The sequence below is a fragment of the Bradyrhizobium sp. SOJA106 genome (assembly GCF_059448745.1).
In genome coordinates, this window is the sequence record NZ_CM182549.1 from 3460941 (window position 1) to 3485449 (window position 24509).

A 24509-nucleotide genomic window follows, 5' to 3' on the forward strand; every position below is an offset into this window, starting at 1 on the left:
ATCGTGGGCGAGATTCACCTCACCGGCCATCCCGCCTCGCCAGGCCTCGCCATCGGCCCGGTCGCCGTGTTGACGAGTGCCGTGGCGAGCAGGGTGACGAAGGGCGATCCCGCGCAGGAGGCCGCAGCGCTGAAGGCAGCGATCGAGGGGGCCGCAGCCGAGCTTGCCGAAGTGATCGCGACGGTCCATGGCGAGGCCGCGGAAATCCTGGAATTCCAGGTCGCAATGCTCGGTGACGATGCGCTCGCGGAGGGGGCTTACGAGGCTGTTGCGGGCGGTACGGCTGCCGACGAGGCCTGGCGCGCAGCACTCGACGCGGAGATCGCCGGCTACCGCGCGGCGGATGAGGAGTATTTCCGCGCCCGTGCCGCCGACCTCGTCGACATTCGCGATCGCGTGCTCGCAGGGCTGAACGGCGCAAACACAATCGCAAAAATCTCCGGAGATTCCGTCGTCACGGGTGACGATATTTCGCCGTCGACGTTCCTCGCCGTGGACTGGACCCGCGGCGGTGCCATTGCGCTCGCCGGCGGATCGTCGTCGTCGCACGTTGCGATGCTCGCCCGGTCGCGCGGCGCCCCCATGGTGGTTGGACTAGGTCCACTACCGTGGAACGGACAGCCGCCGTCATTGGCACTGGTCGACGGCGATACCGGCAGCGTGATCTTTGATCCCAAGCCGGAAACGCGCCGCCAGTTCGAGCAGCGCATGGCGGCGGCGCGTGCCGCGCAGATCGCCGCCGACGCGGGCCGCCTCAAGCCGGCGCTGACGGCCGATGGAAGGCGCATCGCCGTCCTTCTCAATGTCGCCGCACCCGAAGACCTTGCGGGTCTCGACCCCGCAATCTGCGACGGCATCGGCCTCGTGCGCACCGAGTTTCTGTTTGAAGGATCGAGGGGCCTGCCCGGCGAGGACGCGCAATACGCCGTCTATCGCCGTATCCTCGAGTGGGCCGCAGGACGGCTCGTGACGATCCGCACCCTCGATGCCGGCGGCGATAAGCCTATCCCTGGCGTGACCGTCGATGGTGAGCGCAATCCATTCCTGGGCTTGCGCGGGATCCGGCTCTCGCTGGCGCGGCCGGAGGTGTTTCGCGTGCAGTTGCGGGCGCTGTGCCGGGCGGCCGTGCATGGGGCGCTGAAGGTGATGCTGCCGATGGTCGCTATCCCTTCGGAGCTCGACCTGGCCAATGCCATGCTGGACGTTGAATTTGCGGCCCTCAGCGCAGAGGGCATCGCTTGTGCCCGGCCGCCGCTCGGCATCATGGTCGAGGTCCCATCCGCAGCGTTATGCGCAGAGGAGTTCGGCGCGGCGTTCTATTCGATCGGGTCGAACGACTTGACCCAATACACAATGGCAGCGGCACGCGATATCGGCGCGGTCGCCGACCTCAACGATGCCGGCCATCCAGCGGTGCTCGCGCTGATCGCGCGAACGGTCGAGGCCGGGCGCAAGCGGGGCGTCGAAGTCTCGCTCTGCGGCGATGCCGCGGCGGACACGCGTTTGACGAAGGCGCTGCTGGCGACAGGCTTGACGACTCTGTCGGTCTCGCCGATTGCGGTGGCGCGGCTCAAGGCCGCCATTGCCGGGGTGACCGCATGAGTGAAGACGCAGGCGAAGACACAAGCCGGCCGGGCGACAGCAATGTTGCGGATTACAAGCTCATCCTGCGACGGGCGCTCGACAACCGGCCATCCGGGACGCGCTTGAAGCTTGCGGCGGCGCTCGGCAAGAACCGGTCATTCGTCAGTCAGATCACCAACCCTGCCTATCTGGTGCCGATTCCGGCCAAGCATGTCGCGATCATCTTCGAGGTCTGCCATCTCTCCGGTACCGAGCGGGCGGCGTTCCTCGAAGCCTATGGCCGTGCGCATCCGGGACGGCTGCGCGGCGCCCATCGTGAGGTGCGCACGCGCGTCGTGACAGTGACGGTGCCCGATCTGGGCGACGATAAGAAAAATCGTGCGCTGGAGCAGCTCATCGTCGACTTCGCTGCTCAGCTCGCGCGCTACGCCGAAAGCATCGGCTGACGAATTCGAAATGCAAGAAAGATAACCGGGAGGACGCAATGAAAAAACTGATCAACAGCGCCGACACGGTGCTCGAAGAGAGTCTCGACGGGTTGGCGGCCGCACATGCTGACATTCTGCTGCTCGGCGCCGAGCGGAAGTTTGTGCGCCGCCGTACGCTAACGCCGGGCAAGGTCGCGCTGATCTCGGGCGGGGGCTCCGGCCATGAACCGCTTCATGCGGGCTTCGTCGGCCATGGCATGCTCGATGCCGCCTGTCCGGGCCAGGTCTTCACCTCACCGACGCCGGATCAGATGATCGAGGCGGCGGAGGCCGTCGACAGCGGGGCTGGCGTGCTCTTCATCGTCAAGAATTACGAAGGCGATGTGATGAATTTCACCATGGCCGCCGAGATGGCCGGACGCGACGTCGGGAGCGTAGTGACCAATGACGACGTCGCGGTCGAGAAATCGACTTACACGACCGGTCGCCGCGGCGTCGCGGGCACGCTCATCGTGGAAAAGATGGTCGGCGCCGCGGCCGAGAAGGGAATGCCGCTCGCCGCTCTCAAGACGTTGGGCGATGATATCAACCGGCGTACCCGCTCGATGGGCGTGGCGCTGCTGCCGTGCACCGTTCCGGCGACGGGTCGGCCGAACTTCACCCTGGCTGACAACGAAATGGAGATGGGTGTCGGCATTCATGGCGAACCGGGACGCCGCAGGGTGGCGCTGGGCTCTGCCGATGCGATTGCTGCCGAGATGCTCAACGCGATCTTGGGGGATCTCGCGCCGAGCAAGGGTAGTGAAGTGCTTCTTCTGATCAACGGGTTTGGCGCGACGCCGCTGATCGAGCTCTATCTGATGACCAACAGCGCCAAGCGCATTCTGGACGGAGCGGGAATCACGGCTACGCGTTTTCTGACCGGTTCCTACGTGACGTCCCTCGACATGGCTGGTGCTTCGATCACCGTCTCCGTGTTGGACAGCCGGTCAAAGGAATTGTGGGATGCGCCGGTGCATACCGCCGCGCTCCGCTGGGGTATCTGATTGACGGGAACGAAGAATCAAAATGAACGACAAAGCGATACGCCTGAGATGCAGATGTTCGGGACTCTCGCGCTCGGCATGATCGTGGTGCCGCAGCGACACTTTTGCTGGCACAGGCTGCGCTCGCCGGCGCATCCGCCAGCGCATCGTCGGAGTACAGCCGGAGTAGCCAGATGGCCGTCGTACATCAGATGTGCCAGTCGCAAAACGCCGATTTGCGGTCACGGAATTTTCGATCGTATGTGCGCGGCCACTCATGAGGCAGCGCAAGCTTGTCAATTCGTCGGGCCGTCGCGCTAATGGCTTCGCGGATTAGTTCTGCTGATCCTGGTGAGGATAAAATGGTATCGAAGGTTCGGGTCGCTCCCCCGCTACCAATCCTGCGAGTTTTACGCGCCAAGCTACGATTTGTCCGATTTCGCGCCTTTGATGGTATGGTCTATTGCAGGGGCCGGAATTGTCTTCCAGCGAGACCCCTGCTTCACCAAGGTGATCAACTCCGCGGTCAAAACGCTGTGCTGCAAGCGCTCGACCTCCGTTGAGAACTGAGCGAATCTTCCCCTGCACCTCTCGCCTGAGGCGGGGCTTAGCAGAAACCCTCAGCTCTTCGCGCCAGAACCTCTCAGCGCATTCCATGCCGCCTGATTGGCGTGGTCGAACGCCTTGCGGGATTCCGCGAGCGCCGCGCTTAGAACGGACCATGACTCGCTACCAGCCTGCTTCAGCTTCTGCAGACGCGCTTCCGCTGCTGACGCATCGGATTTCAGCTGCTTGAGTGCGGCATCGAAATCCCCGGTATGCGTTGCCGCCACCTTGCCCGCGGCCTCACGGAACTTGTCGGCGGCCTCGCGCCAGGCCTTTGCCTGGGCGGCTGCGATGTCCTTGAACGTCGCTTGCTGCTGCTCGACCTGCTTGCCGGCGCTTTCGAAATACGTCTTCATCTGCGCTTCGAAGCCGTTCCATTGCTTCTCGAGTTCGGTCCTGCCGCGCGCCCAGGCCGCTTCGCCGGCTTCGGCTTGTGCCTTGAGCTGAACCTGGAATTCGTCGCGGCGCTTCTTCAGATCGGCGATGATCTGCTCGGCCTTGACCTTCGATTCGGCCTTGGCCTCGCCCGCCCTGACCTCGAACGAGGCGAGCGCGGCGTCCATCTCGTCGATACGCTCCTTTGCCCAATTCAGATAAAAATGCATGCTGCTCTGCTCTGACATGACCGTCTCCATTGGCTGTTCGAATTGGATGATCTCCGATCTCGGCTTTGCTCGCGTTGACTTGGCTCAACTGTCTTTGTCGTCTGGGCCGCCGTCCTTCAGGCCGCGAGATAGGGAAACAGCCTTGCCCCTTCAGCCCTGGTCGTTGGCCGAGGAGGCGATGGGTCGGAAGCAATCGCTGCATAGAAGTCGCTCGGAGCCATCAATTCGGCATCACGGGGTAGCACATCCTCATTGAAGGTCGCTTCGCGTATGTGCAGGGCGTTGGTCAGGCCGTTGTCTTCCGCAAGATCGAGCCTGAAAGGGCGGTTGGTCTTGAATCGCGTGGCTTCTTTGAGAGAAGACATGATCGTAGGCTCCGTGAGTTGAAACCGGTTACGCAGCTGTCCAGCCCCCATCCATCGAGAGGTTGGCGCCCGTGATCTGGGCGGCGTCGTCGCTGCACAGGAACAGCGCGAGGGAAGCAATCTGTTCGACGGTGACGAACTCTTTGGTGGGCTGCGCGGCGAGCAGGACGTCGCTGATCACCTCGTCTCTGCGCATGCGGCGGGCTGCCATCGTGTTCGGAATTTGCTTCTCGACGAGAGGCGTCCAGACGTAGCCGGGGCTGATGCAGTTGCAGGTGATCTTCGAGCGGGCGAGTTCCAGTGCCGCCGTCTTGGTGAGGCCCACAATGCCGTGCTTGGCCGCGACATAGGCCGACTTGAAGGGCGAGGCGACCAGCGAATGGGCCGAGGCCGTGTTGATGATGCGGCCCCAGCCGCGCTTCTTCATGCCTGGCACCGCCGCGCGGATGGCATGGAAGGCCGCAGACAGATTGATGGCGATGACCGCATCCCACCTCTCGGCAGGAAAGTCCTCGATCGGCGAAACGTGCTGTATGCCGGCGTTGCTCACGAGAATGTCGACGCTGCCGAAGCTCGCCTCTGCGAGCGCGATGGGCGCGGCGATCTCGCTCGGCTTCGTCATATCCGCAGGCGAATAGATCGCCTTGACTGCGAAGTCGCGCTCGATCCCAGCGCGCGCCGTCTCGATATCGGCTGGCGCGCCCAGGCCGTTGATCACGACGTTGGCACCGGCGCCGGCGAATGCCCTCGCGCAAGCGAGGCCAATGCCGCTGGTTGAGCCGGTGACAACTGCCGTCTTACCGTTCAGAATTCCCATCTCGGACACTTCCCTTATAACATGCGAACATTGTCGCTGCGCCGCTGATCGCGATGCGGAGATGAAGTTAGAAGACCAGAGCTCGCTCAACGGCTCGAATCGAGCCGCGAGCCGGCTGCTGCAGATAGTCGTGCACCACCGCCCCGAGACCGAGCGTGAGATCGGCGCGGATGTGGACGGCTGAGACGATCTCCAGGACCGGCAACTCGGCGACCGGGGCCAAGGCGTGTGGCGTGAGGGCCAGGGCCGCCGGTCCGGTCCACGCACCTTTCAGCACGATGTCTTCGAGATGATATTGAACGAGCTCGCAGATTCGTGGGCTGCCGTCGACATGCGGGATGATCTTGAGCAGGAAGTTCGGCTCGTTGAGAGCAGCGTTGACCTTCGCCAGATCGGCCTCGCGATGCTTGTAGCCCATCGTGCCCGTGGCGACTCGCAGCGGGCCGTAGTCAAGCGTGCCGATCAGCGTGTCGATCTCGGTTCGCAATGTCGGCTGCGCGAGCTTCTTCGGGAAGCCCCAGAGCTCACGTCCGCCCGCAATCGGTCCTTCGTCGTTGAGGAACATGCAATGCGTGTACCCGCCCTTGCGGCCGCGGAACGAGACAGGAATGACCTGACCGCTCTCCGTGTAATCGCCAAAGCCGTTGGAATCCGGCATGCGGATGAACTCGTATTTGACGAGAGCGTCCCGCTCGTCGACCTCCAGCGGCTCCGGAACCACGGCCCGGAGCTTGGCTGGATCGGTACGATAGGTGATGATGAGGTATTCGCGATCGACGAACCGGTACGGCCCGGGCGGATAGGCCGGGTTGGTCAGCGGCATGGCGAAGGCGCGTCGTTTCACGTCAGTCTCGCGCATTTGCGTTCTCTCCTGATGATGAGGTTACGGCTACTCGCGGCCGTCATGTTCGAGATCGAAGGTGAAGACCCCATCGGGGCTCGTCGGCCGGGCGAGCACCTCGGGATGGCGCAGGGTGCGCAGTGCGTCGTGATAGCCAGCTTGCCAATGGTCCTGCATCGACAGACGCGAGAACTCGTAGTCCTTGGAGTGCCCCTCGTGATTGCGCGCGCGATAGATCAGATGGACGATGTTGTAGACATTCCGCGAGACCGCCGTGCTGAGCAGTTTCACAGTCTCATGCTGGCTGAGATCGTCGGGCAGCTTCCCCAGCAGATCCGTTAGTGCGCGCCGCAGGCGCTGCACATGCTTGAACTGGTCGGTGCTGGCGCGCGTGCGGCTCGAATACTGGATTTCCTTGTGCCGCGTGACGACCTCGGCCATGTTGCGCGGAAGTTGACCGCGGGCGCTCCAGAGGTCGACCTGGAATGCGAGTATGTCCTGCGGGGCATCCGATTCGATCACCCATTGCAGCGGCGTATTGGAAACGAGACCGCCGTCCCAATAGTGCTCGCCCTCGATCTCCACCGACGGAAAGCCCGGCGGCAGCGCGCCGCTCGCCATGACATGCTCCGGCCGGATCGTATGGGTGGTATTGTCGAAATAGACGAAATTTCCGGTTCGGACGTTGACCGCGCCGGCGCTGAAGCGCGTCAGCCCGGCGTTAAGACGATCGAAGTCAACCAGGCGCTCCAGCGTGGTCTTGAGCGCGCGCGTGTCATAGATGCTGGTCGCATCGCTGGCTCCTCCGGGCTGCAGCCAGGGCAGGACGGGACGGGCGGAGAAGAATCCTGTGGCGCCACACGTGGCCGCAAGACCGGCGCTCATCTGGTTGATGAGGTTGCGCGTATTGTCGCTCCGCGTCCAATCCAGGAAGGGATTGCCGGACCAATTCCAGGGTGCCGTCGAGGTGACCTGGGTCCAGAAATCGCGCAGGCGGTCGACACGGGACTCGGGCGGATTGCCGGCAATGATGGCGGCATTGATGGCTCCGATCGAGATGCCAGCAACCCAGTCGGGATGAATGCTGGCTTCGGCCAGGGCTTCGTACACGCCCGCCTGGTACGCGCCAAGCGCACCGCCGCCCTGCAACAGCAGCGCGATACAGTCGAAGGGAAGCTGCCGTTGTGCGGATGAGAGCTGCGATCGAGGCTGGAAGTTCATTGTGAGTTCGCTCTTTCATTCTTGATGGGATTGCTAATGACGAGTCGGGTCTTGCTTTTCGACCTTGGGCGGCTCGAGCAGCACTTCCTTCAAATGGTCCCCGGCGGCGACGACGATCACGAAGTTGAGCTTGCCGTCCTGTCGGATCAGGCCGCCGGCCAGCGCGCTGCCGGCCGCAGCCCTCTCGGCGACCTGCACCGCATCCGACAATTCCTGCTTGATCCACTTCAGGGCAAGGATCTTGGCGAGATCTTCCCGATCGAGCTCCTTGAGCGACGACGTCAACTCCTTGCCGGTGACGCTTCCGGTGTTGGCATCGATCGCATTCTCCCACACGTGTTCGTTTCGGACGGTACGGACGCGGTAGAGCGGGGAGTTGTCGATCTCGAAGCTGATGTCGGCGGTCTTCGAGCCGTCATGCAGGTGCTCCGCGATGGCGATGGCACGGCTGAGCGGCACGGGTATGGTGCGGAACTCCGAGAGCACGCGGCGGATAGCGGCGTCCTCGGCATCGCTTTGCGCGCTCGCGCTGCGGCTGTCCGTCTGCGCGGAATTCTGGACGTCCGCCACGGCGCCGGTGGCGGCGAGCGTGGCGGACCATATGATCAGGGCGAACAAATGCTGTCTGGACATCGGATCAGTCTCTGTCGGGTTGGGCGCCTGCAACGGGTGAGTGGGCGAGGACGATCTCCTTGTCGGAGGGCGCGGGCAGCGACCGACTGGTATCGATCACCACGAGCTCCGGCGGCTTGATGTCGGAGTGGATGCGGATCGGAGGCCGCGCAGGATCCGGCTCGGAAAAGCGACCCGGCAATTGCGCCGGCAGCGCCCAGTTCGCCAACCAAAGCAAGCAGACCAGCACTCCACCCACCCAAAGGAAGTAGCCGCGCAAGGGAAGGGCGCTGTCGGTCGGCTGCCTCGCGCGCATGAACATTGCGCATGGTCGACTCATGGCGCCTCGCTCCCGGCAACGATATGAATCCGTCTCATCATCAGATACTCCAGGGGCGCGGGTGCCTGCGGGCGAGCTCAGCGTCGAGATAGCCGCGCTCGTCGAGCCACTCCGCTGGACAATAGGCGCCGGCTTTCGGATGGATCATGAAGCCGTCGCGCTCGAGCGCCGTCCGTGTTCCGGTGACGCCGGTCCAGATGGTCTCTCCGCTGGATGGATTCACTTCCATCACGTCAAAGACTTCGACGAAGTTCAGCATGTCAGGTACCCGTCGTCGTCTCACGCCGCCTGCGACAGGCGGTCGAAATCCTCAGGCGCAACGCCTCTGCGCGCGAGCTCGGACTCGATCACGTCGAACACGCATTCCACCGGCGCGATCCAGACGTTGACCCAATAGATGATGCAGTCACGGGCGATCAGCAGGACCGGTGTCATGCGCCCGTCCTCCGCTCCAGCCGAACGGCGCTGGTCTGGCGTGTGGCGAGCGTATGAGCCCACGCGATCATCGCGATCGTGATGCCAAGCAGCACGCTGAGGGCCACGAGGCACAATGCGACAACGACGTTCAGCGAGGCGGCGGCGAGGCCGGGCAACGGATTTTCACGCATCAACGCGAACAGCAGTGTTGACATTCGGCGTCTCCTTAATAAAATACACCGTATAGTTCATATAAATCATGCGCCATGGCCGAAGTCAAGACGAGTGCGTCACAAGCGCGTGTGCAGATCGAGGCGGCGAAGTTCCGCCCCAGCCAATCACAAACCTCGAGCAGAGAAAGGATCAGACATGACGAGATTGAAGCAGGCGCTGTTCGCAACGGTCGTGGTTGCCATCGGGATGACGGCAGCTTTTTCCCAGGAGAATCGAGGCACACCTGAGCAGCGAGCGGCTTGCACGCCCGACGCCTTTCGCCTGTGCAGTGCCTACATTCCCGACCCTACGGGAGTCGAAGCCTGTCTGCGGCTCAGGAAATCCGATCTAAGCGAAGGCTGTAAAGCGGTGTTCGAGCAGGCGTCCGCCGGATCAATCAGGGGCAGATAAGTGACGTTGCGGCGTGATGTGATCTCTGCCTTGGACCACATACGCGCTGCAACAGCACACAGGAGCGATCTTATGAGCACAGTGTACATACCGGCCCTGGCTGCCTTCGGCGGCTCTGCGTTCGGTGCGGTCTCGACCATCGTCAGTGGATGGTTTAGCGGGCGCCGAAGGCGTCGAGAACTTCATCATGCCCGCGCGTTCTCGAAGCGCGAACAATTGTATCATAGCTTTATCGAGGAGGCATCACGACTCTATGCCGACGCCCTCGTCAATGATCAGGCCGAAATCCCGCAACTGGTCAGCCTCTATACGCTGGTCGGACGCATGCGGATCTTGTCGAGCAACGAGGTCGTTCAGGCCGCCGAGAGAGCCGGGCACTTGATCATCGAAACGTATCTCTCGCCAAATCGGACATTCGTCGATCTCCCCAAATTCATCGAGGAAATGGATCCCTTGCGCGATTTCGGAGAGGCTTGCCGCCGCGAGCTGATGAACCTTACGGCGCAGTGAGAGACGCTATGCGCAGCCACATTGAAGATCGAACGAGCAGCGCCCGCCGGAAGATCGTGCAGGCCGCCATCCATCTCTACGGCGAGATGGGACACAACAAGACCACCGTCACCGACATCGCGCAGAATCTGTCGATGTCTTCGGCAAACGTCTATCGATTCTTCCCCTCAAGGCGGGCGATCGAGGAGGCTGTGGTGCAGGAGGTGCTCGAGGAAGCGGTCAGTGCGGCGGCTGAAGCGGCCCGCGCCAGTGGGCCAGCGTTACGGCGCTTGGCCGCAATCCTGAAGGCCATCGCCGACTGCAATGAAGGTCGACCGGCGAAGCATCGACGACTGCAAGACCTGATAACTCTGGCCGTCCGTCAGAACTGGACGGTTGTCCTCACCTACGACGACAGGATCCGAGGGCTGGTGCGACCGATCATCGGCACCGGGCAAGCACGTGGAGAGCTGCAGGGCGGCAGTCCTATGGCGCTGACCTGCTGCCTGCTGGAAGCCATGGATGTCTATCTCAATCCTTCGCGGGTCGGGGCCGCGGCGCTGCGGCCAAGCTTCGACGAGATGTTGAGATTTTGTACGGGGGCTTTGCGTCGCACGCCATTCCTGCAGCCGGCCGAGATGACAGCTCACGTGCAGCTCATTGCAGCCGGCTGATGCGAATGCTTCCGAGTCAACCGTCCAAAGAAGACAGCTAGTGCGACCAGTCCGTCTCGCAGGCTGCCAGGAAAAAGCCGACGCGCTCGCGCAGGAAGCCGGGAAGCTCCTTCTTCAGGTCTTTCGGCGTCTCGCCGACGAGCGACCGGAACAGCATCGGTAGCAGAATGAGGTCGAGAAAGATTTGCGCTCTAGCGCGGCTGCGCTTGGCGCTGAAAGGGCCCCTCGGGGTGCGAGCGAGCTTCTGCGTGGCGTCGTCCAGCAGCTGGGACACTGCGGCCAGGGAGCGATCGCGCGCAGCGTCGTGAATGTTGCGGCTCAGTTCGGGGAACCGCTGCGACTCCGCGATCGTCGCGCGCACCATGCCGAGCGATTCCTCGACCACCTCTCGACGATGGCTGTCCCGAGGCTCATCAACTTGTCCTCGATGGTGCGGCCCTCGGGCGAGAAGCCCTCGAAGTCCGCCAAGCCGTCGATGGTGCGGGCCACCACCGCCGCGAACAGCGCTTCCTTGCCGGGGAAATGGGCATAGATCGTCGGCTTGCTCGCAGGAGCGAGCTCGGAAATGTCGTCGATGCTGGCGCTGCGGTAGCCCTTCTCCAGAAACAGCTGCTGGGCTGCATCGAGAATGCGCGCCTGCGCGTCACCGGCAAGATCCTTGGGTGGTCTGCCTCGCTTCGTCTTCTTCATTCTTGGCCTCCGAAATCACGAGTCTGTGCGCGTTGCTTTCCCACTTGACATGGCCCGCGAAGAAAGGCAAGAAAAACAAAATATACGGTATAGTTTATTATACGTCAGTCCCAAGCTTCGGCGGGCCTGGCGAGTGGTCCCGGATCATCCGGCCGTGAACGGCGGGACCTTTGACCCGATCGCCGAAGCAGATGGAGAATGTGGTGACTGTTTTGAATCCAGACCCCGCCGGCTTGCAGGAAGGCGTGTTGCTGCGCGAGCTGAATCACCGGGTCTCCAACGGCGTTGCCTTTGCCATCAACCTGGTCTCCGCCGCCGCCATCCGCGCCGAAGGGGCGGAAGCCAAGTGCGCGCTCAGCGATGTCGTCGAGCTGCTGCATGGCTATGCCGATGTTCATCGTGCGTTGGCCATTCCTGCGGGTGAAACGCTGATCCACGCCGCGACCTACCTTCGCAAACTCGGCTGCGGCATGCGCCGCGCGATCCTCAACCGGATGAACATTGAACTGGCATGTGCGACCCAGTCCCTCGCGCTTGAGCCGGAGCGCTGCTGGCACGTGGGGCTGATCGTCCATGAACTCGTGATGCACGCGGCACGGCACGCCTGCTTCGACGCACGGGCGGGGCAGATCAGGATCAAGCTGACGCGCACCGGCGCGCTGGTGAACTGCGTGATCCGGGACAACGGCTCCCGGCCTGCGCGGGACGTTTCCGATCGCGAGCTGCGGATTGCCAGGGATATCGGCCGGGCGCTCGGCGGCCGGATCGAGCAGGGCTTCGGCGCCGAATTCACCTCGATCGTCCTCTCGTTCCCGCTGACCGAACGCGAACGGGCCGCAAACTGGTCGATCGCAAAGCGCCAGATGAGGGCTCCGCGCCGCACGCGAGCCACCGCTTCAAACGACGCGGTGCTCACGGCAAGCGCAGCGGCCGATCAACGCGGGCCCACCGTTGAGACCGATCCCTTTGCCGGACGACTGCGCCAGCAAGAGGGCGAAATGGTCGTCCCCCGCCAATCCGCCGATCCGCTTGGCGGGCTGTTGTCATCTTCCCATCATACGGACGCGCCATGACAGGCCAATTCTCAAAGCCCGTTCGAACACCACATGTGGGGACGGCCCTCGCCGCAGCGACCGTGCTTGCCAGCGTTGCGCTGACTGGTTGCAACGATAACACGGCGCGGACGACCACACGGGCAACGCTGGTCCGGACCACGATCGTGCAGCCCCGCGACAGGCAAGGCTCCATCACATTGACTGGAGAGGTTCAGGCGCGCTTCCGTGCCGATCTTTCGTTCCGGGTCAGCGGACGTGTTGTCGCCCGCGATGTCGAGGTTGGCGCTCACGTCAAAAAGGGTGACGTCCTCGCCCGGCTCGATCCGGCCGAGCAGGCGGCCGACGTCGATGCTTCGACCGCGGCAGTGGCCTCCGCCGAAGCTCAGCTGCGCGTGGCGAAGGCGACGTTCGAGCGCCAGAAAGCACTGATCGCGAGCGGCTTCACCACCCGCACCGTTTACGATCAGGCCCAGGAGGGCCTGCGAACGGCGGAGGGCGTGCTGCAAGCAGCCCGGGCGCAGCTCGGCACCGCGCAAGATGCGCTGGGCCATACCGTTCTTCGCGCCGAAGCCGACGGCGTCGTGACCGCGCGAAATCTCGAGGTCGGCCAGGTCGTGCCGGCCGCGCAACCCGTGTTCTCGATCGCGCAGGACGGGGAGCGGGATGCCGTTTTCGACGTCTATGAGTCCGTCTTTCTCGGCCAGACCGACGGCCGCCGCGTCACGCTGGCGCTGGTCTCGGATCCCGCCGTGACCGCGACGGGCGAAGTGAGAGAGATTTCACCTGTGATCGATGCGAAGAGCTCGACGATCCGCGTCAAGGTGTCCATCGAAGATCCGCCGGTTGCGATGACGCTGGGCAGCGCCGTCGCTGGAACGGTCAAGGCGAAAGCCCAGCAGGAGATCACCTTGCCCTGGAGCGCGCTGATGGCCGCGGGCAGGAAGCCCGCCGTCTGGACCGTCGACCCCCAAACGCAGACAGCGTCGCTGAAGCCGGTCACGGTCGGCGCTTATGAAGCCGGCCAGGTGCTGATCAAGGCAGGGCTTGAGCCCGGCGAGCACGTCGTCGTCGACGGCGGCAAGCTCTTAAGCGCCGGCCAGCCTGTCACTGAAGAGGGAGGCCGGTCATGAAGCGACAGGTCATGATGATTGCCGGCACGCTCGCGGCGGCCTCGTTGCTCACAGGGTGCCAGCAGGAGACGAACGCGCCGGAGCCGGTGCGCCCCGTGCTCTCGATGCTGGCCAAGCCCAACAGCGGTGATAGCGCGGTTGCCGTGGGCGTCGTCGAGCCGCGCTACAAGACCAACCTTGGCTTTCGCGTGCTCGGACGGCTGACCTCGCGTCCGGTCTACGTCGGCGACATCGTCAACGAAGGGCAAATCATCGGGACGATTGACCCCACCGCGCTCGATCTCGCCGTTCGCGCAGCCAAAGCCCAGCTTGCGAAGGCCGAGGCGCAGCTTGCGACGGCCAGGGCCACCGAGGATCGGCAACGCACGCTCATCACCAGCGACGCGACCACCAGGCAGACGCTTGATAATGCCGAGCAAGCGCGCGCCGGTGCGGAAGCGACCGTCGCCCAGGAGCAGGCGAGCCTGACGAAAGCGATCGAGCAGCTCGGCTATGCCCAGATCAAGGCCGATTTCGGCGGCGTCGTCACCGCCGTCGGGGCGGAAGTGGGCCAGGTGGTCTCGCCCGGTCAAACAGTGGTGACGGTCGCGCGCCCGGACATCCGCGAGGCGGTCGTCGACATCGGGGAAGACTTTCCCGTGCCGCTCGAGGTCGGCCTCGCCTTCACCGTCAGCCTGCAGCTTCTTCCTGCCGTTCAGGTCGAGGGCAGGATCCGCGAAATCGCGCCGCAAGCCGATCCGGTGACACGGCTGCGACGTATCAGGATCGCGCTCGACAACCCGCCCGAAAGCTTCCGTCTTGGAGCGACCGTCACGGCAAAGCTCGGCAAGGATCAGGGCAAGGTCTTGCGCCTGCCCGCATCAGCGGTGCTCGCCAGGGACGGCGCCGATTTTGTCTGGGTGGTCGATCAGTCCACAAGCACTGTGTCCTTGCAGAAAATCGACAGCGTCGCCGAACCGGCGGGCATCCGCGTCTCCGGCGGGCTTGCCGCAGGCACTCGCGTCGTTACCGCCGGAATTCACAGCCTCAAGCCGGGACAGCACGTCCGCATCGAACAGGATCAAGAGCCATGAAGTCGTTCAACCTCTCCGACTGGGCGCTCGGCCATCGCTCGCTCGTCTGGTATTTCATGATCGCCTTCATGGCGGCCGGCCTATTTGCCTATCTCCAGCTCGGGCGCCAGGAGGACCCTGACTTCACCATCAAGACCATGGTGATTCAGGCGCAGTGGCCGGGCGCCTCGCCCGAGGAGATGACGCGTCAGGTCACCGACCGGATCGAGAAGAAGCTGGAGGAGCTGGAGTCGCTCGACTACACCAAGAGCGTGACGGTCGCGGGCCAGACGACCGTTTTCGTTTACTTGCGAGATTCGACCAAGGCGGCTGACGTCAAGCCGACCTGGGTGCGCGTCCGCAACATGATCGCCGACATCAGGGGCGATTTTCCCCAAGGCGTGATCGGCCCCGGCTTCAACGATCGCTTCGGCGACGTCTTCGGCAATGTCTATGCGTTCACCAGCGACGGCCTCAGCCAGCGGCAGCTCCGCGATCAGGTCGAGGACATCCGCGCCAAGGTGCTGACCGTGCCCAATGTTGGCAAGGTCGACATTCTCGGCGCGCAGGACGAGGTCATCTACCTCGAATTCTCCACCCGCAAGATCGCGGCCCTCGGCCTCGACGTCCACGCCATCATGAATTCGCTGCAGGGCCAGAACGCGGTTGCGCCCTCCGGCGTGTTCCAGGAGGGGCCGGAGCGGATCAGTGTCCGCGTCAACGGCCAGTTCACCTCCGAGGCGAGCCTGAAGGCGGTCAATCTGCGCATCAACGACCGCTTCTTCCCGTTGACCGATGTCGCAACCATCACGCGCGGCTACGCCGATCCGCCGTCAACCCTGTTCAGATACAACGGTCAGCCCGCCATTGCGCTCGCGATCGGCATGAAGTCCGGGGCCAATTTGCTCCAGTTCGGTGAAGCGCTGAAGGAGGAGATGACGAAGATCGTCGCCGACCTGCCGATCGGCGTCGGGGTCCACCTCGTGGCCGACCAGCCCGTCGTGGTCGAGCATGCCGTCTCGGGTTTCACCGAGGCGCTGTTCGAGGCCGTGATCATCGTGCTCGGCATCAGCTTCCTGAGCCTGGGCCTGCGCGCCGGCCTCGTGGTCGCCATCGCCATTCCGCTCGTGCTTGCGATCACCTTCGTCGTGATGGCCTATTGCGGCATCTCGCTGCAACGCATTTCGCTGGGGGCCCTGATCATCGCGCTCGGGCTGCTGGTCGATGACGCCATGATCGCAGTCGAGATGATGGTGGCGCGGCTCGAAATCGGCGATCCCCTCGAAAAGGCGGCAACGCACGTCTATACCTCGACCGCGTTCCCGATGCTGACGGGAACGCTGGTCACCGTAGCCGGCTTCATCCCGATCGGGCTCAACAGCAGCAATGCCGGCGAGTTCACCTTCACGCTGTTCGTGGTGATCGCGGTATCTCTGATCGTCTCCTGGATCGTCGCCGTCTTGTTCACGCCGCTGCTCGGCGTCACCATTTTGCCGGCCAGGATGAAGGGACATCACGGAGAGAAGGGCCGGGTGGCGCAGATGTTCGCGCGCCTCCTGCTGTTCTGCATGCGTCATCGTTGGAGCACCATCGCCGTGACGGCCGGCGCCTTCCTGCTCGCCCTGTTCGGCTTGCAGTTCGTGCAGCAGCAGTTCTTCCCCTCATCGGATCGCGCCGAGCTCGTGATCGACTGGAACCTGCCGCAGAACGCCTCCATCACCGAGACCAACGGGCAGATGGCGCGCTTCGAGCGCGAGCAGTTGCAGGGCAATGATTCGGTCGAGCACTGGTCGACCTATGTCGGCACCGGCGCGCCGCGCTTCGTGCTGTCCTTCGATGTGCAAACCGCCAACACCTGGTTCGGCCAGCAGGTGATCGTGACCAAGGGCGGCATCGCCGCGCGGGACAAGCTCAAGTCGCAGTTCGAGGATTACTTGCGGAAGACCTTTCCGGGCACCGACACCTACGTCAAGCTGCTCGAGGTCGGTCCTCCCGTCGGCCGTCCGGTACAATACCGCCTGAGCGGCCCAGACATCGCTGAGGTCCGCGACCTCTCGCAGAAACTTGCAGGCGTCATTCGCAGCAGTCCTGATCTCGGCAACGTGGTGTTCGACTGGATGGAGCCGGCGCGCGTCGTGAAAGTCGACGTGCTCCAGGACAAGGCGCGCCAGCTCGGCGTCACCTCGGAAGACATCGCCACCACGCTGAACTCAGTGCTCCAGGGCTCGCCAGTTACGCAGGTGCGTGACAGCATCTATCTGGTCAACGTCACGGGACGCGCGAACGCGCCGGAGCGCGCCTCGATCGATACGCTGCGCGATTTGCAACTGACAGGGCTCGGTGGCCAATCCGTGCCGCTCGGAGCCGTCGCCAATCTGCGCTACGAGCTGGAGCAGCCTACGATCTGGCGCCGCGCGCGGATTCCGACCATCACCCTGAAGGCCGCCGTGGTCAGCAACGTTCAGCCGAAGACGGTCGTCGACCAACTCGCGCCGAAGGTGACCGAGTTTGCGAAGCAGCTACCCGCGGGTTACTCGATCAAGATCGGCGGCTCGGTGGAGGAGAGTGCCAAGAGCCAGGGGCCGATCATCGCGGTCGTGCCGTTGATGCTGTTCGTCATGGCCACCGTGCTGATGGTGCAGCTGCAGAGCTTTTCGCGCCTGTTCCTGGTGTTCGCGGTCGCGCCGCTCGCGCTGATCGGCGTCGTCATGGCCATGCTGCCGAGCGGCGCGCCGCTGGGCTTCGTCGCCATCCTCGGCGTGCTGGCCCTCATCGGCATCCTGGTCCGAAACTCCGTGATCCTGATCGTGCAGATCGAGGATCTCAAGAAGGAGGGCAGGCCGGCTTGGGATGCCGTGGTGGAAGCAACCGAGCATCGCATGCGACCGATCCTGCTCACGGCCGCCGCCGCGAGCCTCGCGCTCATTCCAATCGCGCGCGAGATTTTCTGGGGCCCGATGGCCTACGCCATGATGGGCGGCATCATCGTCGGCACGCTGCTGACGCTGCTGTTCCTGCCGGCGCTGTATGTGGCCTGGTTCCGGATCCATCCGGGTCATGCGGATGAATCACCTTCACACGAGGCGGAAGCCGTTGCGAACGATGCGCCGGCCGGAGACAGGCCCGCTCTCCACGCGCCCCAGCCTATGCTCGAGCCCCAGATCTAGAATGGAGAAGACGATGCTCTCGAAGACGCTGTCAACCTTTGCTGTCGCTGTGACAGTCGCGGCAAGTTCGCTGGCCTCGTCTACTGCGTTTGCGCAATTTCCGCCGCCGCCACCGATGGCGCCCGCCGGCCCTCCGCCGATGGTGCCGGCAGGACCCCCAGCCCTCGCAGCTCCCGGTCCGGCCTCCGCGATCGCCACTCCCGGCCCTCGTCCCGCTCCAGCAGCCGGGCCGCGCGTTGATCTCGCCGCGCGAGGTGCGGGCGGTGGACCGGCTATCGTGGGCGCCGCGCGAACGACCGCGGTCAACATCGGTGGTGCCGGCTATCGCTACGGCGGCGAGCACGGCTATGGATATGGAGCGCGCGCCGCGGCCTATGCAGGCGCATACGCAGTCGGGGCCTATGCCGGATACGCCTATGGCGGTACGCGCTCGAGCTACTACGCGAGTAGCGAATGCCGTTACGTCTACAGCCGCCATCGCAGGTATCTCGTCTGCGATTAGCTTGTGAGCACGTTGCATGTGAATAGAGCAGCTTCGCTGACGGCCTGTGAGTCTCGGCATCATCAAGATTGCGGAAGCAAGTATGCATAGGATTTTCGCCTCCACCGTGGTTGTTGCAGCGTCAACCGCCACGGCGATTCTAATCCCGCCCGGAGCCGTCGCGGCAAAGGAATACGCGTTCTGCCGGCTCGACTACGACTCAGGCGTGCGGAGTTGCGCATTCGAGACGATCGACCAGTGTGTGTCGGCAATCGCCGGGCGTGGAGGAAGCTGCTTTCGCAGCCCGACGAGCCAGGCGAATGCATCATTGGCCCATGCTCCGAAGCTGCATGTTCGTCACGGCCACTGACCTGGCGGGCGCGGGTCGATAGAGAGGATCAGCTCAACCAGTTGCGGATTGCCGATGAGCGATACCGCGCGCTGATCAAGGCGGCTGGAGCCGTGGTATGGATCGCCAAATCGGATGGCCGAATCCATGAGCTCATCAACTGCGATCGTGGCGGGCAGGCCGTTGCGTCCGAGCTCGGCTGGCTGCAGCTCATTCATCCGGATGATCAGGACAGGATGATCAGAGTTCGCGATGAGGCAAGCCGGGAAAAGCGTGACTACGATGTCGTGCACCGCATCGTTCGGGCCCGACGGCACCTTCAAATGGAAGCCGTCGACCGGTCAGGCGGTGCTCGATGATGGGGGAACATCAAGGAGCGGCTCGGGATCAGCGTTGATCTCGACCGCAATACGACGCGCTCCGCCGACCGCCGCATGCTAGTCCAGCCCCAGGGCAATGCGTTCGAGATCGTCGCCAGACGACGCCGTTTCTTTGCCGCAAGCAAGCTCGCCGAGGAGCAGGGAATGCCGACCGCAGATGTCCTGCTGCCATGCGCGGTTAGGCAATTTTACTGTCTCCCAAGGCTTCCTTCAGTGCCTCACGGCGGCCTTGGAGCGGCGGGGAGGGCGGCCGACCTCGTGCATGTCTTCGATATGCAGATCGATGATATCGCCGAAGGTTTTTGCTTGGGCGCTGCGCGGGGTTTGCGCGATCCACTGCAGTCGATATTGCGCTCCATATCGAGCGCCCAATCTTCGCCGTTCTTGCGTCGGCGGAAGGTCTCTGCCACGTAACGGTTTTTCCGGCGGAGCTGGACGCGCCAGTTCCCGTGCACTGAGAGGTCAAAACAGGTACAAACGTGTGCAATTTCGGCGAGTTTGGAGTGCACATGTGCCGGATTCATCCCATTGAGAACATAGGATAAAGTATTGAAATCGCAAGGCTATCGCTTTTCCGTGGCTCCGATGATGGATTGGAACGAGAGTTCAAGTTTTTCAATCAGTTAGAGGCCGGCGTGTGCACGACGTGTGCACCGGGAGATCAAGAAAAATCCATTGGAGGCAAGCGCAGGTGATCCTTCGTTGGACCTACGCGCGACGTCCGCAAAGCGCGACGAGTGGAGAGCGGGTGCGGTGCGCAGGCTGGGCATAATCTCGCGAGCAGGGCTCAGCGTCGGTCAATCCCGAGATGTCACGTGAGCTGCAGCGAGAAAACAAAAAACCGGCGTCAGGGGTTCGAGTCGCTCCAGCGACTCGAACCCCCGACAACTCCAAGAACTCATTCAAACTCAAGCTGCTCTTCGTCGAGAGTTTGCTACCGAGCCATTCCGACAAGGGTAAAACCTGTTGGCGGTTCAATGCAGGATCGAGAGAGGTTTGTCGGAATAGCTACTGATTTTACTAGGAAATCATACGCCCCTTAATCAGCGGGTCCCAGGTTCGAGCCCTGGTGCGCCCACCATATAAATCAAGCACTTAGCAGCAGGTGTGACGCGGTGAGGTGGCCTCATTTTACAGATTGTTCTCGCTTCGAGCTTCGGCACCGCAGCTTCGGCGAGCTGAGTATCGCGACCCAAGTAATGTGCGGCAAGAATATCTGACGGTTCTATCAACGCTGCCCATCGCCTACGGAGATGTCGGACGCTGCGAGTCCGCCGATGCGCGCGTAAGGCCGGCCGCCGGTCGCCATCACGAGCCCGAAGGCGATCTCGTCGCGACGTGGCGCATCCCACAGCGTCATCTCGGCGGTGCCGAAATGGCTGCGAACATAGGCAGCGTGGATATGACCGAGCGGCACCATCAGCCGCGTACCGGGCCCGCCGATCGTCTTCGCCGCCGGCACGATCGCCTTCGGTTGTCCCAGCACCTCGCGCATACCGTGGCCGCCGGCCTCGTGCCAAACGGCGCCATGCTCGAGCTCGCCGTCTTCGCCGACGATGATGCCCTTGCCATAGGCCTCGATGCGCGATGCGCCGCCGAGCTGCGCGATCAACGCGCTTGCGAGCTCGCGCCCGAGCAAACGCAAGGACGCCTGAAATGGCATCAGGTCAGGCTCATAGCGGCCGGCGAAGGGATTGCGGATCACCGCAACAGCCGTTCCGACCAGCAGCGGCTTCTCCAGGCGGGGGCCGCGCTCATGCAAGATCGTCTCGACGCTGAGTGCGGACTTGCGGATGTCATACATGCGTGGCTCTAGGCCTCGTCCACGACGGGATTGCTGAGCACGCCGATATTCTCGATCTCGACCTCGACCACGTCGCCGGGCTTGAGGAAGACCGGCGGCTTGCGGGTGAAGCCGACGCCGGCCGGCGTGCCGGTGGCGATGACGTCGCCGGGGACCAGGTCGAAGATGGTCGAGCAATATTCGATCAGTCGCGGGATCGAGAAGATCAGCATCGAGGTGTCGGAAGACTGCACGGTCGCGCCGTTGACGCGCGTCTCCAGCTTCAGCTTGGTGGGATCGCCGATCTCGTCCGGCGTGACCAGCCACGGTCCGAACGGGCCGGTGCCGACGAAGTTCTTGCCCGAAGCGATCTGTTGCGCGTGGCGTTGCCAGTCGCGCACGCTGACGTCGTTGTAGATCGAGTAGCCCGCGACGTGATTCCAGGCATCAAGCTGGCTGATGTGGCGGCCGCCTTTGCCGATCACGACGGCGAGCTCGCCCTCCCAGTCGAAATTGTCCGAGACCTTCGGCCGTATCACCGGCGCGTTGTGCGCGACCTGCGAGCGCCAGACCCGCAGGAAGATCGGCGGAAACTCCGTGATCTCGCGCTTCATGCCGAACGCCACCGCCTCGTTGTGGTGGTCGAGATAGTTGCGCACGGCGCAGACGATCTTCTCGGGACGCGGGATCACCGGAAGGTATTTGATATCGCCGAGGGCCAGGGTGGGCTTGTGCTGAGCGACGATGGCCGCGCGGCGCGCAAAGTCGTCGCTGCCGAGGAAGTCGGCCAGCGTCGGGTATTGGGGCAGGGCGCGGCCGAGATCCACGACGCCGTTTTCGACAACGGCGCCCCAGCTTTCCCGATTTCCGTCCAAGAACGACAGCAGCTTCATGGTTTCGCCCCTAGGGTCAAAATTTTCGATATCTATATTATTTTCGAAAATCAGCCGGGACGCAAGCCCGCCCCGCATGAAAATGCGGGCGGCCTATTCGGTGTCGAGCAGATGCCCGGCGTAGGCCGCGACGTTGTCGGAGGTCGAGCGGATATGCGCCTCGATCAGCTGCACGGCGAGATCGGCGTTGCGGGAGATTGCGGCCTGCATGATCGCTTGGTGCTCACCGGCCTTGTCGCGCGGACGCGGTCGGAAATTGGCGGACAGGTGCCGGTAGCGCTCGGCGCGGTCGAACAGCTCGGCGCGAATGGCGAGCAGTGTCGCGGAGCCGCAGGCGGACACCAGCGCCTGGTGGAACTGGCGATGGGCGATCTTCCATTCGGGATCGCGCAGGGGATGTTCGGGATCACGCTGCTCGATCCGCTTCAGGCGGTGCAGCGTCGAAATGACGGCGATTTCCCAGTCATCGTCGCCGCGCTCGATCGAGCGGCGGATCAATTCCACCTCGATCAGCACCCGGGCGTCGGTGACCTCCACCAGATCCTGGCGGCTGACCGGCGCCACGCGAAATCCGCGCTGCTCCTGGGCGTCGACCAGGCCTTCGGCGGCGAGCGCGGTCAGCGCCTCGCGGAGCGTCGTAAAGCTCGCGCCGAACCGCTCGCGCAGCACGTCGAAGCGCAGCGGCTCGCCAGGTGCGAGGCCACAGGCAATGATCTCCTCGCGCAGCCGATGCGTGATGTCGGCGGCGATGGTCTTGCCGAATTCCTTGCGGGGGCGAATGGCGCTTTCGGACATGGCTCAGCCAATGAATCGATGCCTCAACATGCCGCGACAACGACCATCTTGCAATAATTTTCGTAAACGGTATTATTTTCGAAAATATCGGGCTGGGAGGCCGTGACATCATGAGGGCAGTGCTGGTGCGTCAGCCGGGTGGGCCGGATGCCCTCGAGGTGGTCGAGCTTCCGGTGCCTGTGCCGGGCGCCGGCCAGGTGCAGATCCGGGCCGAGGCGTTCGGGGTCGGGCAGCCCGACGCGCTGATCCGGCGCGGCGTCTACAAATGGATGCCGCCGCTGCCGGCCAATCCCGGCAACGACGTCGCCGGCCGCATTTCCGCGCTTGGGCCCGGCGTCGAGGGATTTGCAATCGGCCAGAAGGTGCTGCTGAGCGCGCGTGATCTGTCCCAGCGCGGCGGCTGCTACGCCGACTATGTGGTCGCGCCCGCGGACGCCGTTCACGCGCTGCCCAACCATGTCGATCTGCAAGCTGCTGTGTGCCTCTCGAACTACCAGGTCGCTTGGGCACTGCTGCATGAGTGCCGCCATCCGCGCGCACCCAGCAGCGTGCTGGTGATCGGCGCCGCCGGCGGCGTCGGCACTGCGCTGGTGCAGCTGGCGAAGCTCGCCGGGATGACCGTGATCGGCACGGTCTCGACCGAAGAGAAGGCCGCATTCGCACGAAGCAACGGCGCCGATCACGTCATCTTCTATCGCAGCGAGGATGTCGTGGCGCGGACGCGCGAGCTGACGAAGGGCGAAGGTGTCGGCCTCGTGCTCGACCACGTCTGTGGGCCCGAGTTCACCGCCTATCTCGGCGCGCTCGGCAAATGGGGCACGCTGCTGTCATACAACGCCTTCGCCGGATTGCCGGAAGAGAATCTGATGGCGGCGATGCGCAATCATCTCGACATCTGTCCGGCCGTGCGCTGCTTCTCCTTCCACATCTACGACCATGATCGCGACGGCCGCCGCGCCCTGATGCGCAGCGTGATCGAAGCGCTGGGCCGCAATGCCATCAAGCCCGCGATCTCGGCGGTCTTGAGGCTCGACGAGGTCAGGAAAGCCCATACGCTGCTGGAGCAAGGCTCCGCACTCGGCAAGATCATCATGACGCCGTGAGGGGATGGACCGCACGATGACACAAGCACCCATTGCACGCTTCACCCGGCTGCGGCACGCGACCTTCACCTCGCCCGATCCCGAGCGGCTGCTCGACTACTACCGCGGCGTGATCGGTCTTGGCCTGGTTGCCCGCGACGGAGGCCGCCTGTTCCTAGCCAACGACTCCGAGCAGCTGTCGCTGGTGATCGAGCGAGGGGACGCCGCGCTGAAGAGCATCGCCTTCGAGATATCTCCCGACGTCCAGCTGGAGGCGCTGGGCGCCGCGCTGAAGCAGGCTGACTTGCGGCCCGAGCTCCACAGCGATGCCCTGCCTGGCGTGTCCCGGCTGCTGTCCTTCAGCGACCCCGAGGGCACGCGCTTCGAGTTGATCCAGGGCTGGACGCCGACGCCCGCGCAGGAGCGGATCGGCGCCCTCGCTGTCGCCAAGCTCGGCCATGTCGCGCTGCGCACGCCCGATCCGAAAGCCGCTTCGGAGTTTTACGCCAACATGATGGGCCTGCGGGTTTCCGACTGGATCGAGGATCGCTTCGTCTTCATGCGCAGCGGCTTCGAACATCACACGCTGAACTTCGCCCGCGCGCCCACGCGCAGTCTTCATCACTTCGCCTTCGAGCTGCGCGGCCCCGAGCACATGCATCGCGCCTGCGATCATCTCGCGCGGCACAAGCTGCCAGTGCTCTGGGGGCCGGTTCGTCACGGCCCCGGCCACAACACAGCGATCTACCACCGCAATCCCGATGGCCATCTGGTCGAGCTGTTTTGCGATCTCGACCGCATGACCGACGAGGCGCTCGGCTATTTCGAGCCGCGGCCCTGGCACCGCGATCGTCCGCAGCGGCCAAAGGTCTGGGTTGGTCTGCCGCGCGATATCTGGGGCATGCCGCCATCGCCTGAATGCACGGAGTTCGCGCGCTAGCGCGATCGCGACTTGAAGACGCCGCACGCGCTGCGGTCAACGATAGAATAGTCAAAGGGAGAGA

The 24509-nt window shown here is 63.7% G+C and carries 30 protein-coding genes; 14 read left to right on the plus strand and 16 right to left on the minus strand.

Annotated features, from left to right (window positions below; genetic code table 11):
- Nucleotides 1-3: 3 nt before the first annotated feature.
- Genes ptsP through dhaK form a run of 3 tightly spaced genes read left to right on the plus strand, consistent with a single transcriptional unit; the run spans nt 4 to nt 3058 of the window.
- Nucleotides 4-1602, plus strand: coding sequence for a phosphoenolpyruvate--protein phosphotransferase (gene ptsP / locus AC5V87_RS15500; protein WP_495371494.1), 1599 nt, complete (start codon nt 4-6; stop codon nt 1600-1602).
- The gene (locus AC5V87_RS15505) at nt 1599-2030 is read left to right on the plus strand and encodes a hypothetical protein (RefSeq protein WP_456839262.1); all 432 of its coding nucleotides are present in this window, start codon (nt 1599-1601) and stop codon (nt 2028-2030) included. The genes ptsP and AC5V87_RS15505 overlap by 4 nt, the downstream gene beginning before the upstream one ends.
- Before the next feature lie 38 nt (nt 2031-2068).
- Nucleotides 2069-3058: a dihydroxyacetone kinase subunit DhaK gene (dhaK, locus tag AC5V87_RS15510; RefSeq protein ID WP_495371495.1), complete on the plus strand. Its 990-nt coding sequence runs from the start codon at nt 2069-2071 to the stop codon at nt 3056-3058.
- Between the two features lie 599 nt (nt 3059-3657).
- Here the strand turns inward: dhaK and AC5V87_RS15515 are convergent.
- The 10 genes from AC5V87_RS15515 to AC5V87_RS15560 form a co-directional block, all read right to left on the minus strand.
- Nucleotides 3658-4266: a sll1863 family stress response protein gene (locus AC5V87_RS15515; protein WP_495371496.1), complete on the minus strand. Its 609-nt coding sequence runs from the start codon at nt 4264-4266 to the stop codon at nt 3658-3660.
- A gap of 98 nt (nt 4267-4364) precedes the next feature.
- Entirely contained in the window at nt 4365-4613 is a 249-nt protein-coding gene (locus AC5V87_RS15520) for a hypothetical protein (protein WP_456839259.1), read from the minus strand.
- A gap of 28 nt (nt 4614-4641) precedes the next feature.
- Nucleotides 4642-5430, minus strand: a complete 789-nt coding sequence (locus tag AC5V87_RS15525; RefSeq protein WP_495371899.1) for a 3-hydroxybutyrate dehydrogenase — start codon at nt 5428-5430, stop codon at nt 4642-4644.
- Between the two features lie 67 nt (nt 5431-5497).
- Nucleotides 5498-6289, minus strand: a complete 792-nt coding sequence (locus AC5V87_RS15530; RefSeq protein WP_495371497.1) for an acetoacetate decarboxylase — start codon at nt 6287-6289, stop codon at nt 5498-5500.
- A gap of 30 nt (nt 6290-6319) precedes the next feature.
- Entirely contained in the window at nt 6320-7492 is a 1173-nt protein-coding gene (locus tag AC5V87_RS15535) for a DUF3734 domain-containing protein (RefSeq protein ID WP_495371498.1), read from the minus strand.
- Nucleotides 7493-7525: 33 nt separating this feature from the next.
- A complete protein-coding gene (locus AC5V87_RS15540; protein WP_456839256.1) occupies nt 7526-8125 on the minus strand; it encodes a PepSY domain-containing protein in 600 nt (199 codons plus the stop codon).
- 4 nt (nt 8126-8129) lie between these two features.
- Nucleotides 8130-8426, minus strand: coding sequence for a hypothetical protein (locus AC5V87_RS15545; RefSeq protein WP_456839255.1), 297 nt, complete (start codon nt 8424-8426; stop codon nt 8130-8132).
- 58 nt (nt 8427-8484) lie between these two features.
- Nucleotides 8485-8703: a hypothetical protein gene (locus AC5V87_RS15550; RefSeq protein WP_456839254.1), complete on the minus strand. Its 219-nt coding sequence runs from the start codon at nt 8701-8703 to the stop codon at nt 8485-8487.
- Between the two features lie 20 nt (nt 8704-8723).
- On the minus strand, nt 8724-8879 hold the full coding sequence (locus AC5V87_RS15555) for a hypothetical protein (protein WP_456839253.1): 156 nt from the start codon (nt 8877-8879) through the stop codon (nt 8724-8726).
- Nucleotides 8876-9076, minus strand: coding sequence for a hypothetical protein (locus AC5V87_RS15560; protein ID WP_456839252.1), 201 nt, complete (start codon nt 9074-9076; stop codon nt 8876-8878). Before AC5V87_RS15560 ends, AC5V87_RS15555 begins: the two co-directional genes overlap by 4 nt.
- A gap of 154 nt (nt 9077-9230) precedes the next feature.
- Between AC5V87_RS15560 and AC5V87_RS15565 the strand changes: the two genes are divergently transcribed.
- From AC5V87_RS15565 to AC5V87_RS15575, 3 genes are all read left to right on the plus strand, one after another.
- Nucleotides 9231-9485, plus strand: coding sequence for a hypothetical protein (locus AC5V87_RS15565; protein WP_456839251.1), 255 nt, complete (start codon nt 9231-9233; stop codon nt 9483-9485).
- A gap of 72 nt (nt 9486-9557) precedes the next feature.
- Nucleotides 9558-9995 (plus strand): hypothetical protein, encoded by a 438-nt coding sequence (locus AC5V87_RS15570; RefSeq protein WP_495371499.1) that lies wholly within the window; start codon nt 9558-9560, stop codon nt 9993-9995.
- Nucleotides 9996-10003: 8 nt separating this feature from the next.
- Nucleotides 10004-10648 (plus strand): TetR/AcrR family transcriptional regulator, encoded by a 645-nt coding sequence (locus tag AC5V87_RS15575; RefSeq protein WP_495371500.1) that lies wholly within the window; start codon nt 10004-10006, stop codon nt 10646-10648.
- Between the two features lie 37 nt (nt 10649-10685).
- Here the strand turns inward: AC5V87_RS15575 and AC5V87_RS15580 are convergent, their stop codons facing one another.
- Together AC5V87_RS15580 and AC5V87_RS15585 are read right to left on the minus strand one after the other, a co-directional pair.
- Nucleotides 10686-11012 (minus strand): TetR/AcrR family transcriptional regulator C-terminal domain-containing protein, encoded by a 327-nt coding sequence (locus AC5V87_RS15580; RefSeq protein ID WP_495371501.1) that lies wholly within the window; start codon nt 11010-11012, stop codon nt 10686-10688.
- Nucleotides 10967-11338: a TetR/AcrR family transcriptional regulator gene (locus AC5V87_RS15585; RefSeq protein WP_495371502.1), complete on the minus strand. Its 372-nt coding sequence runs from the start codon at nt 11336-11338 to the stop codon at nt 10967-10969. The genes AC5V87_RS15580 and AC5V87_RS15585 overlap by 46 nt, the downstream gene beginning before the upstream one ends.
- Before the next feature lie 203 nt (nt 11339-11541).
- Between AC5V87_RS15585 and AC5V87_RS15590 the strand changes: the two genes are divergently transcribed.
- The 6 genes from AC5V87_RS15590 (at nt 11542) to AC5V87_RS15615 (ending at nt 18593) form a co-directional block, all read left to right on the plus strand.
- On the plus strand, nt 11542-12411 hold the full coding sequence (locus tag AC5V87_RS15590; protein WP_495371503.1) for an ATP-binding protein: 870 nt from the start codon (nt 11542-11544) through the stop codon (nt 12409-12411).
- Nucleotides 12408-13523, plus strand: coding sequence for an efflux RND transporter periplasmic adaptor subunit (locus tag AC5V87_RS15595; protein ID WP_495371504.1), 1116 nt, complete (start codon nt 12408-12410; stop codon nt 13521-13523). Before AC5V87_RS15590 ends, AC5V87_RS15595 begins: the two co-directional genes overlap by 4 nt.
- Nucleotides 13520-14596 (plus strand): efflux RND transporter periplasmic adaptor subunit, encoded by a 1077-nt coding sequence (locus AC5V87_RS15600; RefSeq protein ID WP_495371505.1) that lies wholly within the window; start codon nt 13520-13522, stop codon nt 14594-14596. The genes AC5V87_RS15595 and AC5V87_RS15600 overlap by 4 nt, the downstream gene beginning before the upstream one ends.
- Nucleotides 14593-17742: an efflux RND transporter permease subunit gene (locus AC5V87_RS15605; protein WP_495371506.1), complete on the plus strand. Its 3150-nt coding sequence runs from the start codon at nt 14593-14595 to the stop codon at nt 17740-17742. The genes AC5V87_RS15600 and AC5V87_RS15605 overlap by 4 nt, the downstream gene beginning before the upstream one ends.
- A 277-nt stretch (nt 17743-18019) precedes the next feature.
- The gene (locus AC5V87_RS15610; protein WP_456839242.1) at nt 18020-18244 is read left to right on the plus strand and encodes a hypothetical protein; all 225 of its coding nucleotides are present in this window, start codon (nt 18020-18022) and stop codon (nt 18242-18244) included.
- Nucleotides 18245-18326: 82 nt separating this feature from the next.
- Complete coding sequence (locus AC5V87_RS15615; protein ID WP_456843380.1) at nt 18327-18593, plus strand: DUF3551 domain-containing protein; 267 nt, start codon at nt 18327-18329, stop codon at nt 18591-18593.
- Here AC5V87_RS15615 and AC5V87_RS15620 read toward each other — a convergent pair.
- From AC5V87_RS15620 to AC5V87_RS15635, 4 genes are all read right to left on the minus strand, one after another.
- Nucleotides 18581-18895, minus strand: coding sequence for a hypothetical protein (locus AC5V87_RS15620; RefSeq protein ID WP_456839241.1), 315 nt, complete (start codon nt 18893-18895; stop codon nt 18581-18583). The two genes, AC5V87_RS15615 and AC5V87_RS15620, sit on opposite strands and share 13 nt — an antisense overlap.
- 1285 nt (nt 18896-20180) lie before the next feature.
- Nucleotides 20181-20756, minus strand: a complete 576-nt coding sequence (locus tag AC5V87_RS15625) for an amino acid synthesis family protein (RefSeq protein ID WP_456837494.1) — start codon at nt 20754-20756, stop codon at nt 20181-20183.
- 8 nt (nt 20757-20764) lie between these two features.
- Nucleotides 20765-21628: a fumarylacetoacetate hydrolase family protein gene (locus AC5V87_RS15630; RefSeq protein ID WP_456837495.1), complete on the minus strand. Its 864-nt coding sequence runs from the start codon at nt 21626-21628 to the stop codon at nt 20765-20767.
- 93 nt (nt 21629-21721) lie between these two features.
- Nucleotides 21722-22423 (minus strand): FCD domain-containing protein, encoded by a 702-nt coding sequence (locus AC5V87_RS15635; protein ID WP_456837496.1) that lies wholly within the window; start codon nt 22421-22423, stop codon nt 21722-21724.
- Nucleotides 22424-22533: 110 nt separating this feature from the next.
- Between AC5V87_RS15635 and AC5V87_RS15640 the strand changes: the two genes are divergently transcribed.
- A complete protein-coding gene (locus AC5V87_RS15640) occupies nt 22534-23526 on the plus strand; it encodes a zinc-dependent alcohol dehydrogenase family protein (protein ID WP_456837497.1) in 993 nt (330 codons plus the stop codon).
- 16 nt (nt 23527-23542) lie between these two features.
- Nucleotides 23543-24445, plus strand: a complete 903-nt coding sequence (locus AC5V87_RS15645; protein WP_456837498.1) for a VOC family protein — start codon at nt 23543-23545, stop codon at nt 24443-24445.
- Nucleotides 24446-24509: the final 64 nt, after the last annotated feature.

Excerpts from the sequence above, each read along its gene's own strand:
- AC5V87_RS15600 (WP_495371505.1), top strand. The coding sequence starts at position 13,520 with ATGAAGCGACAGGTCATGATGATTGCCGGCACGCTCGCGGCGGCCTCG.
- dhaK (WP_495371495.1), top strand. The coding sequence starts at position 2,069 with ATGAAAAAACTGATCAACAGCGCCGACACGGTGCTCGAAGAGAGTCTC.
- AC5V87_RS15505 (WP_456839262.1), top strand. The coding sequence starts at position 1,599 with ATGAGTGAAGACGCAGGCGAAGACACAAGCCGGCCGGGCGACAGCAAT.
- AC5V87_RS15555 (WP_456839253.1), bottom strand. The coding sequence starts at position 8,879 with ATGACACCGGTCCTGCTGATCGCCCGTGACTGCATCATCTATTGGGTC.
- AC5V87_RS15515 (WP_495371496.1), bottom strand. The coding sequence starts at position 4,266 with ATGTCAGAGCAGAGCAGCATGCATTTTTATCTGAATTGGGCAAAGGAG.
- AC5V87_RS15530 (WP_495371497.1), bottom strand. The coding sequence starts at position 6,289 with ATGCGCGAGACTGACGTGAAACGACGCGCCTTCGCCATGCCGCTGACC.
- AC5V87_RS15645 (WP_456837498.1), top strand. The coding sequence starts at position 23,543 with ATGACACAAGCACCCATTGCACGCTTCACCCGGCTGCGGCACGCGACC.
- AC5V87_RS15640 (WP_456837497.1), top strand. The coding sequence starts at position 22,534 with ATGAGGGCAGTGCTGGTGCGTCAGCCGGGTGGGCCGGATGCCCTCGAG.
- AC5V87_RS15585 (WP_495371502.1), bottom strand. The coding sequence starts at position 11,338 with ATGAAGAAGACGAAGCGAGGCAGACCACCCAAGGATCTTGCCGGTGAC.
- AC5V87_RS15535 (WP_495371498.1), bottom strand. The coding sequence starts at position 7,492 with ATGAACTTCCAGCCTCGATCGCAGCTCTCATCCGCACAACGGCAGCTT.
- AC5V87_RS15540 (WP_456839256.1), bottom strand. The coding sequence starts at position 8,125 with ATGTCCAGACAGCATTTGTTCGCCCTGATCATATGGTCCGCCACGCTC.
- AC5V87_RS15580 (WP_495371501.1), bottom strand. The coding sequence starts at position 11,012 with ATGGTGCGCGCGACGATCGCGGAGTCGCAGCGGTTCCCCGAACTGAGC.
- AC5V87_RS15525 (WP_495371899.1), bottom strand. The coding sequence starts at position 5,430 with ATGGGAATTCTGAACGGTAAGACGGCAGTTGTCACCGGCTCAACCAGC.
- AC5V87_RS15560 (WP_456839252.1), bottom strand. The coding sequence starts at position 9,076 with ATGTCAACACTGCTGTTCGCGTTGATGCGTGAAAATCCGTTGCCCGGC.
- AC5V87_RS15615 (WP_456843380.1), top strand. The coding sequence starts at position 18,327 with ATGCATAGGATTTTCGCCTCCACCGTGGTTGTTGCAGCGTCAACCGCC.
- AC5V87_RS15605 (WP_495371506.1), top strand. The coding sequence starts at position 14,593 with ATGAAGTCGTTCAACCTCTCCGACTGGGCGCTCGGCCATCGCTCGCTC.
- AC5V87_RS15625 (WP_456837494.1), bottom strand. The coding sequence starts at position 20,756 with ATGTATGACATCCGCAAGTCCGCACTCAGCGTCGAGACGATCTTGCAT.
- AC5V87_RS15595 (WP_495371504.1), top strand. The coding sequence starts at position 12,408 with ATGACAGGCCAATTCTCAAAGCCCGTTCGAACACCACATGTGGGGACG.
- AC5V87_RS15565 (WP_456839251.1), top strand. The coding sequence starts at position 9,231 with ATGACGAGATTGAAGCAGGCGCTGTTCGCAACGGTCGTGGTTGCCATC.
- AC5V87_RS15635 (WP_456837496.1), bottom strand. The coding sequence starts at position 22,423 with ATGTCCGAAAGCGCCATTCGCCCCCGCAAGGAATTCGGCAAGACCATC.
- AC5V87_RS15630 (WP_456837495.1), bottom strand. The coding sequence starts at position 21,628 with ATGAAGCTGCTGTCGTTCTTGGACGGAAATCGGGAAAGCTGGGGCGCC.
- AC5V87_RS15570 (WP_495371499.1), top strand. The coding sequence starts at position 9,558 with ATGAGCACAGTGTACATACCGGCCCTGGCTGCCTTCGGCGGCTCTGCG.
- AC5V87_RS15545 (WP_456839255.1), bottom strand. The coding sequence starts at position 8,426 with ATGTTCATGCGCGCGAGGCAGCCGACCGACAGCGCCCTTCCCTTGCGC.
- AC5V87_RS15575 (WP_495371500.1), top strand. The coding sequence starts at position 10,004 with ATGCGCAGCCACATTGAAGATCGAACGAGCAGCGCCCGCCGGAAGATC.
- AC5V87_RS15550 (WP_456839254.1), bottom strand. The coding sequence starts at position 8,703 with ATGCTGAACTTCGTCGAAGTCTTTGACGTGATGGAAGTGAATCCATCC.
- AC5V87_RS15520 (WP_456839259.1), bottom strand. The coding sequence starts at position 4,613 with ATGTCTTCTCTCAAAGAAGCCACGCGATTCAAGACCAACCGCCCTTTC.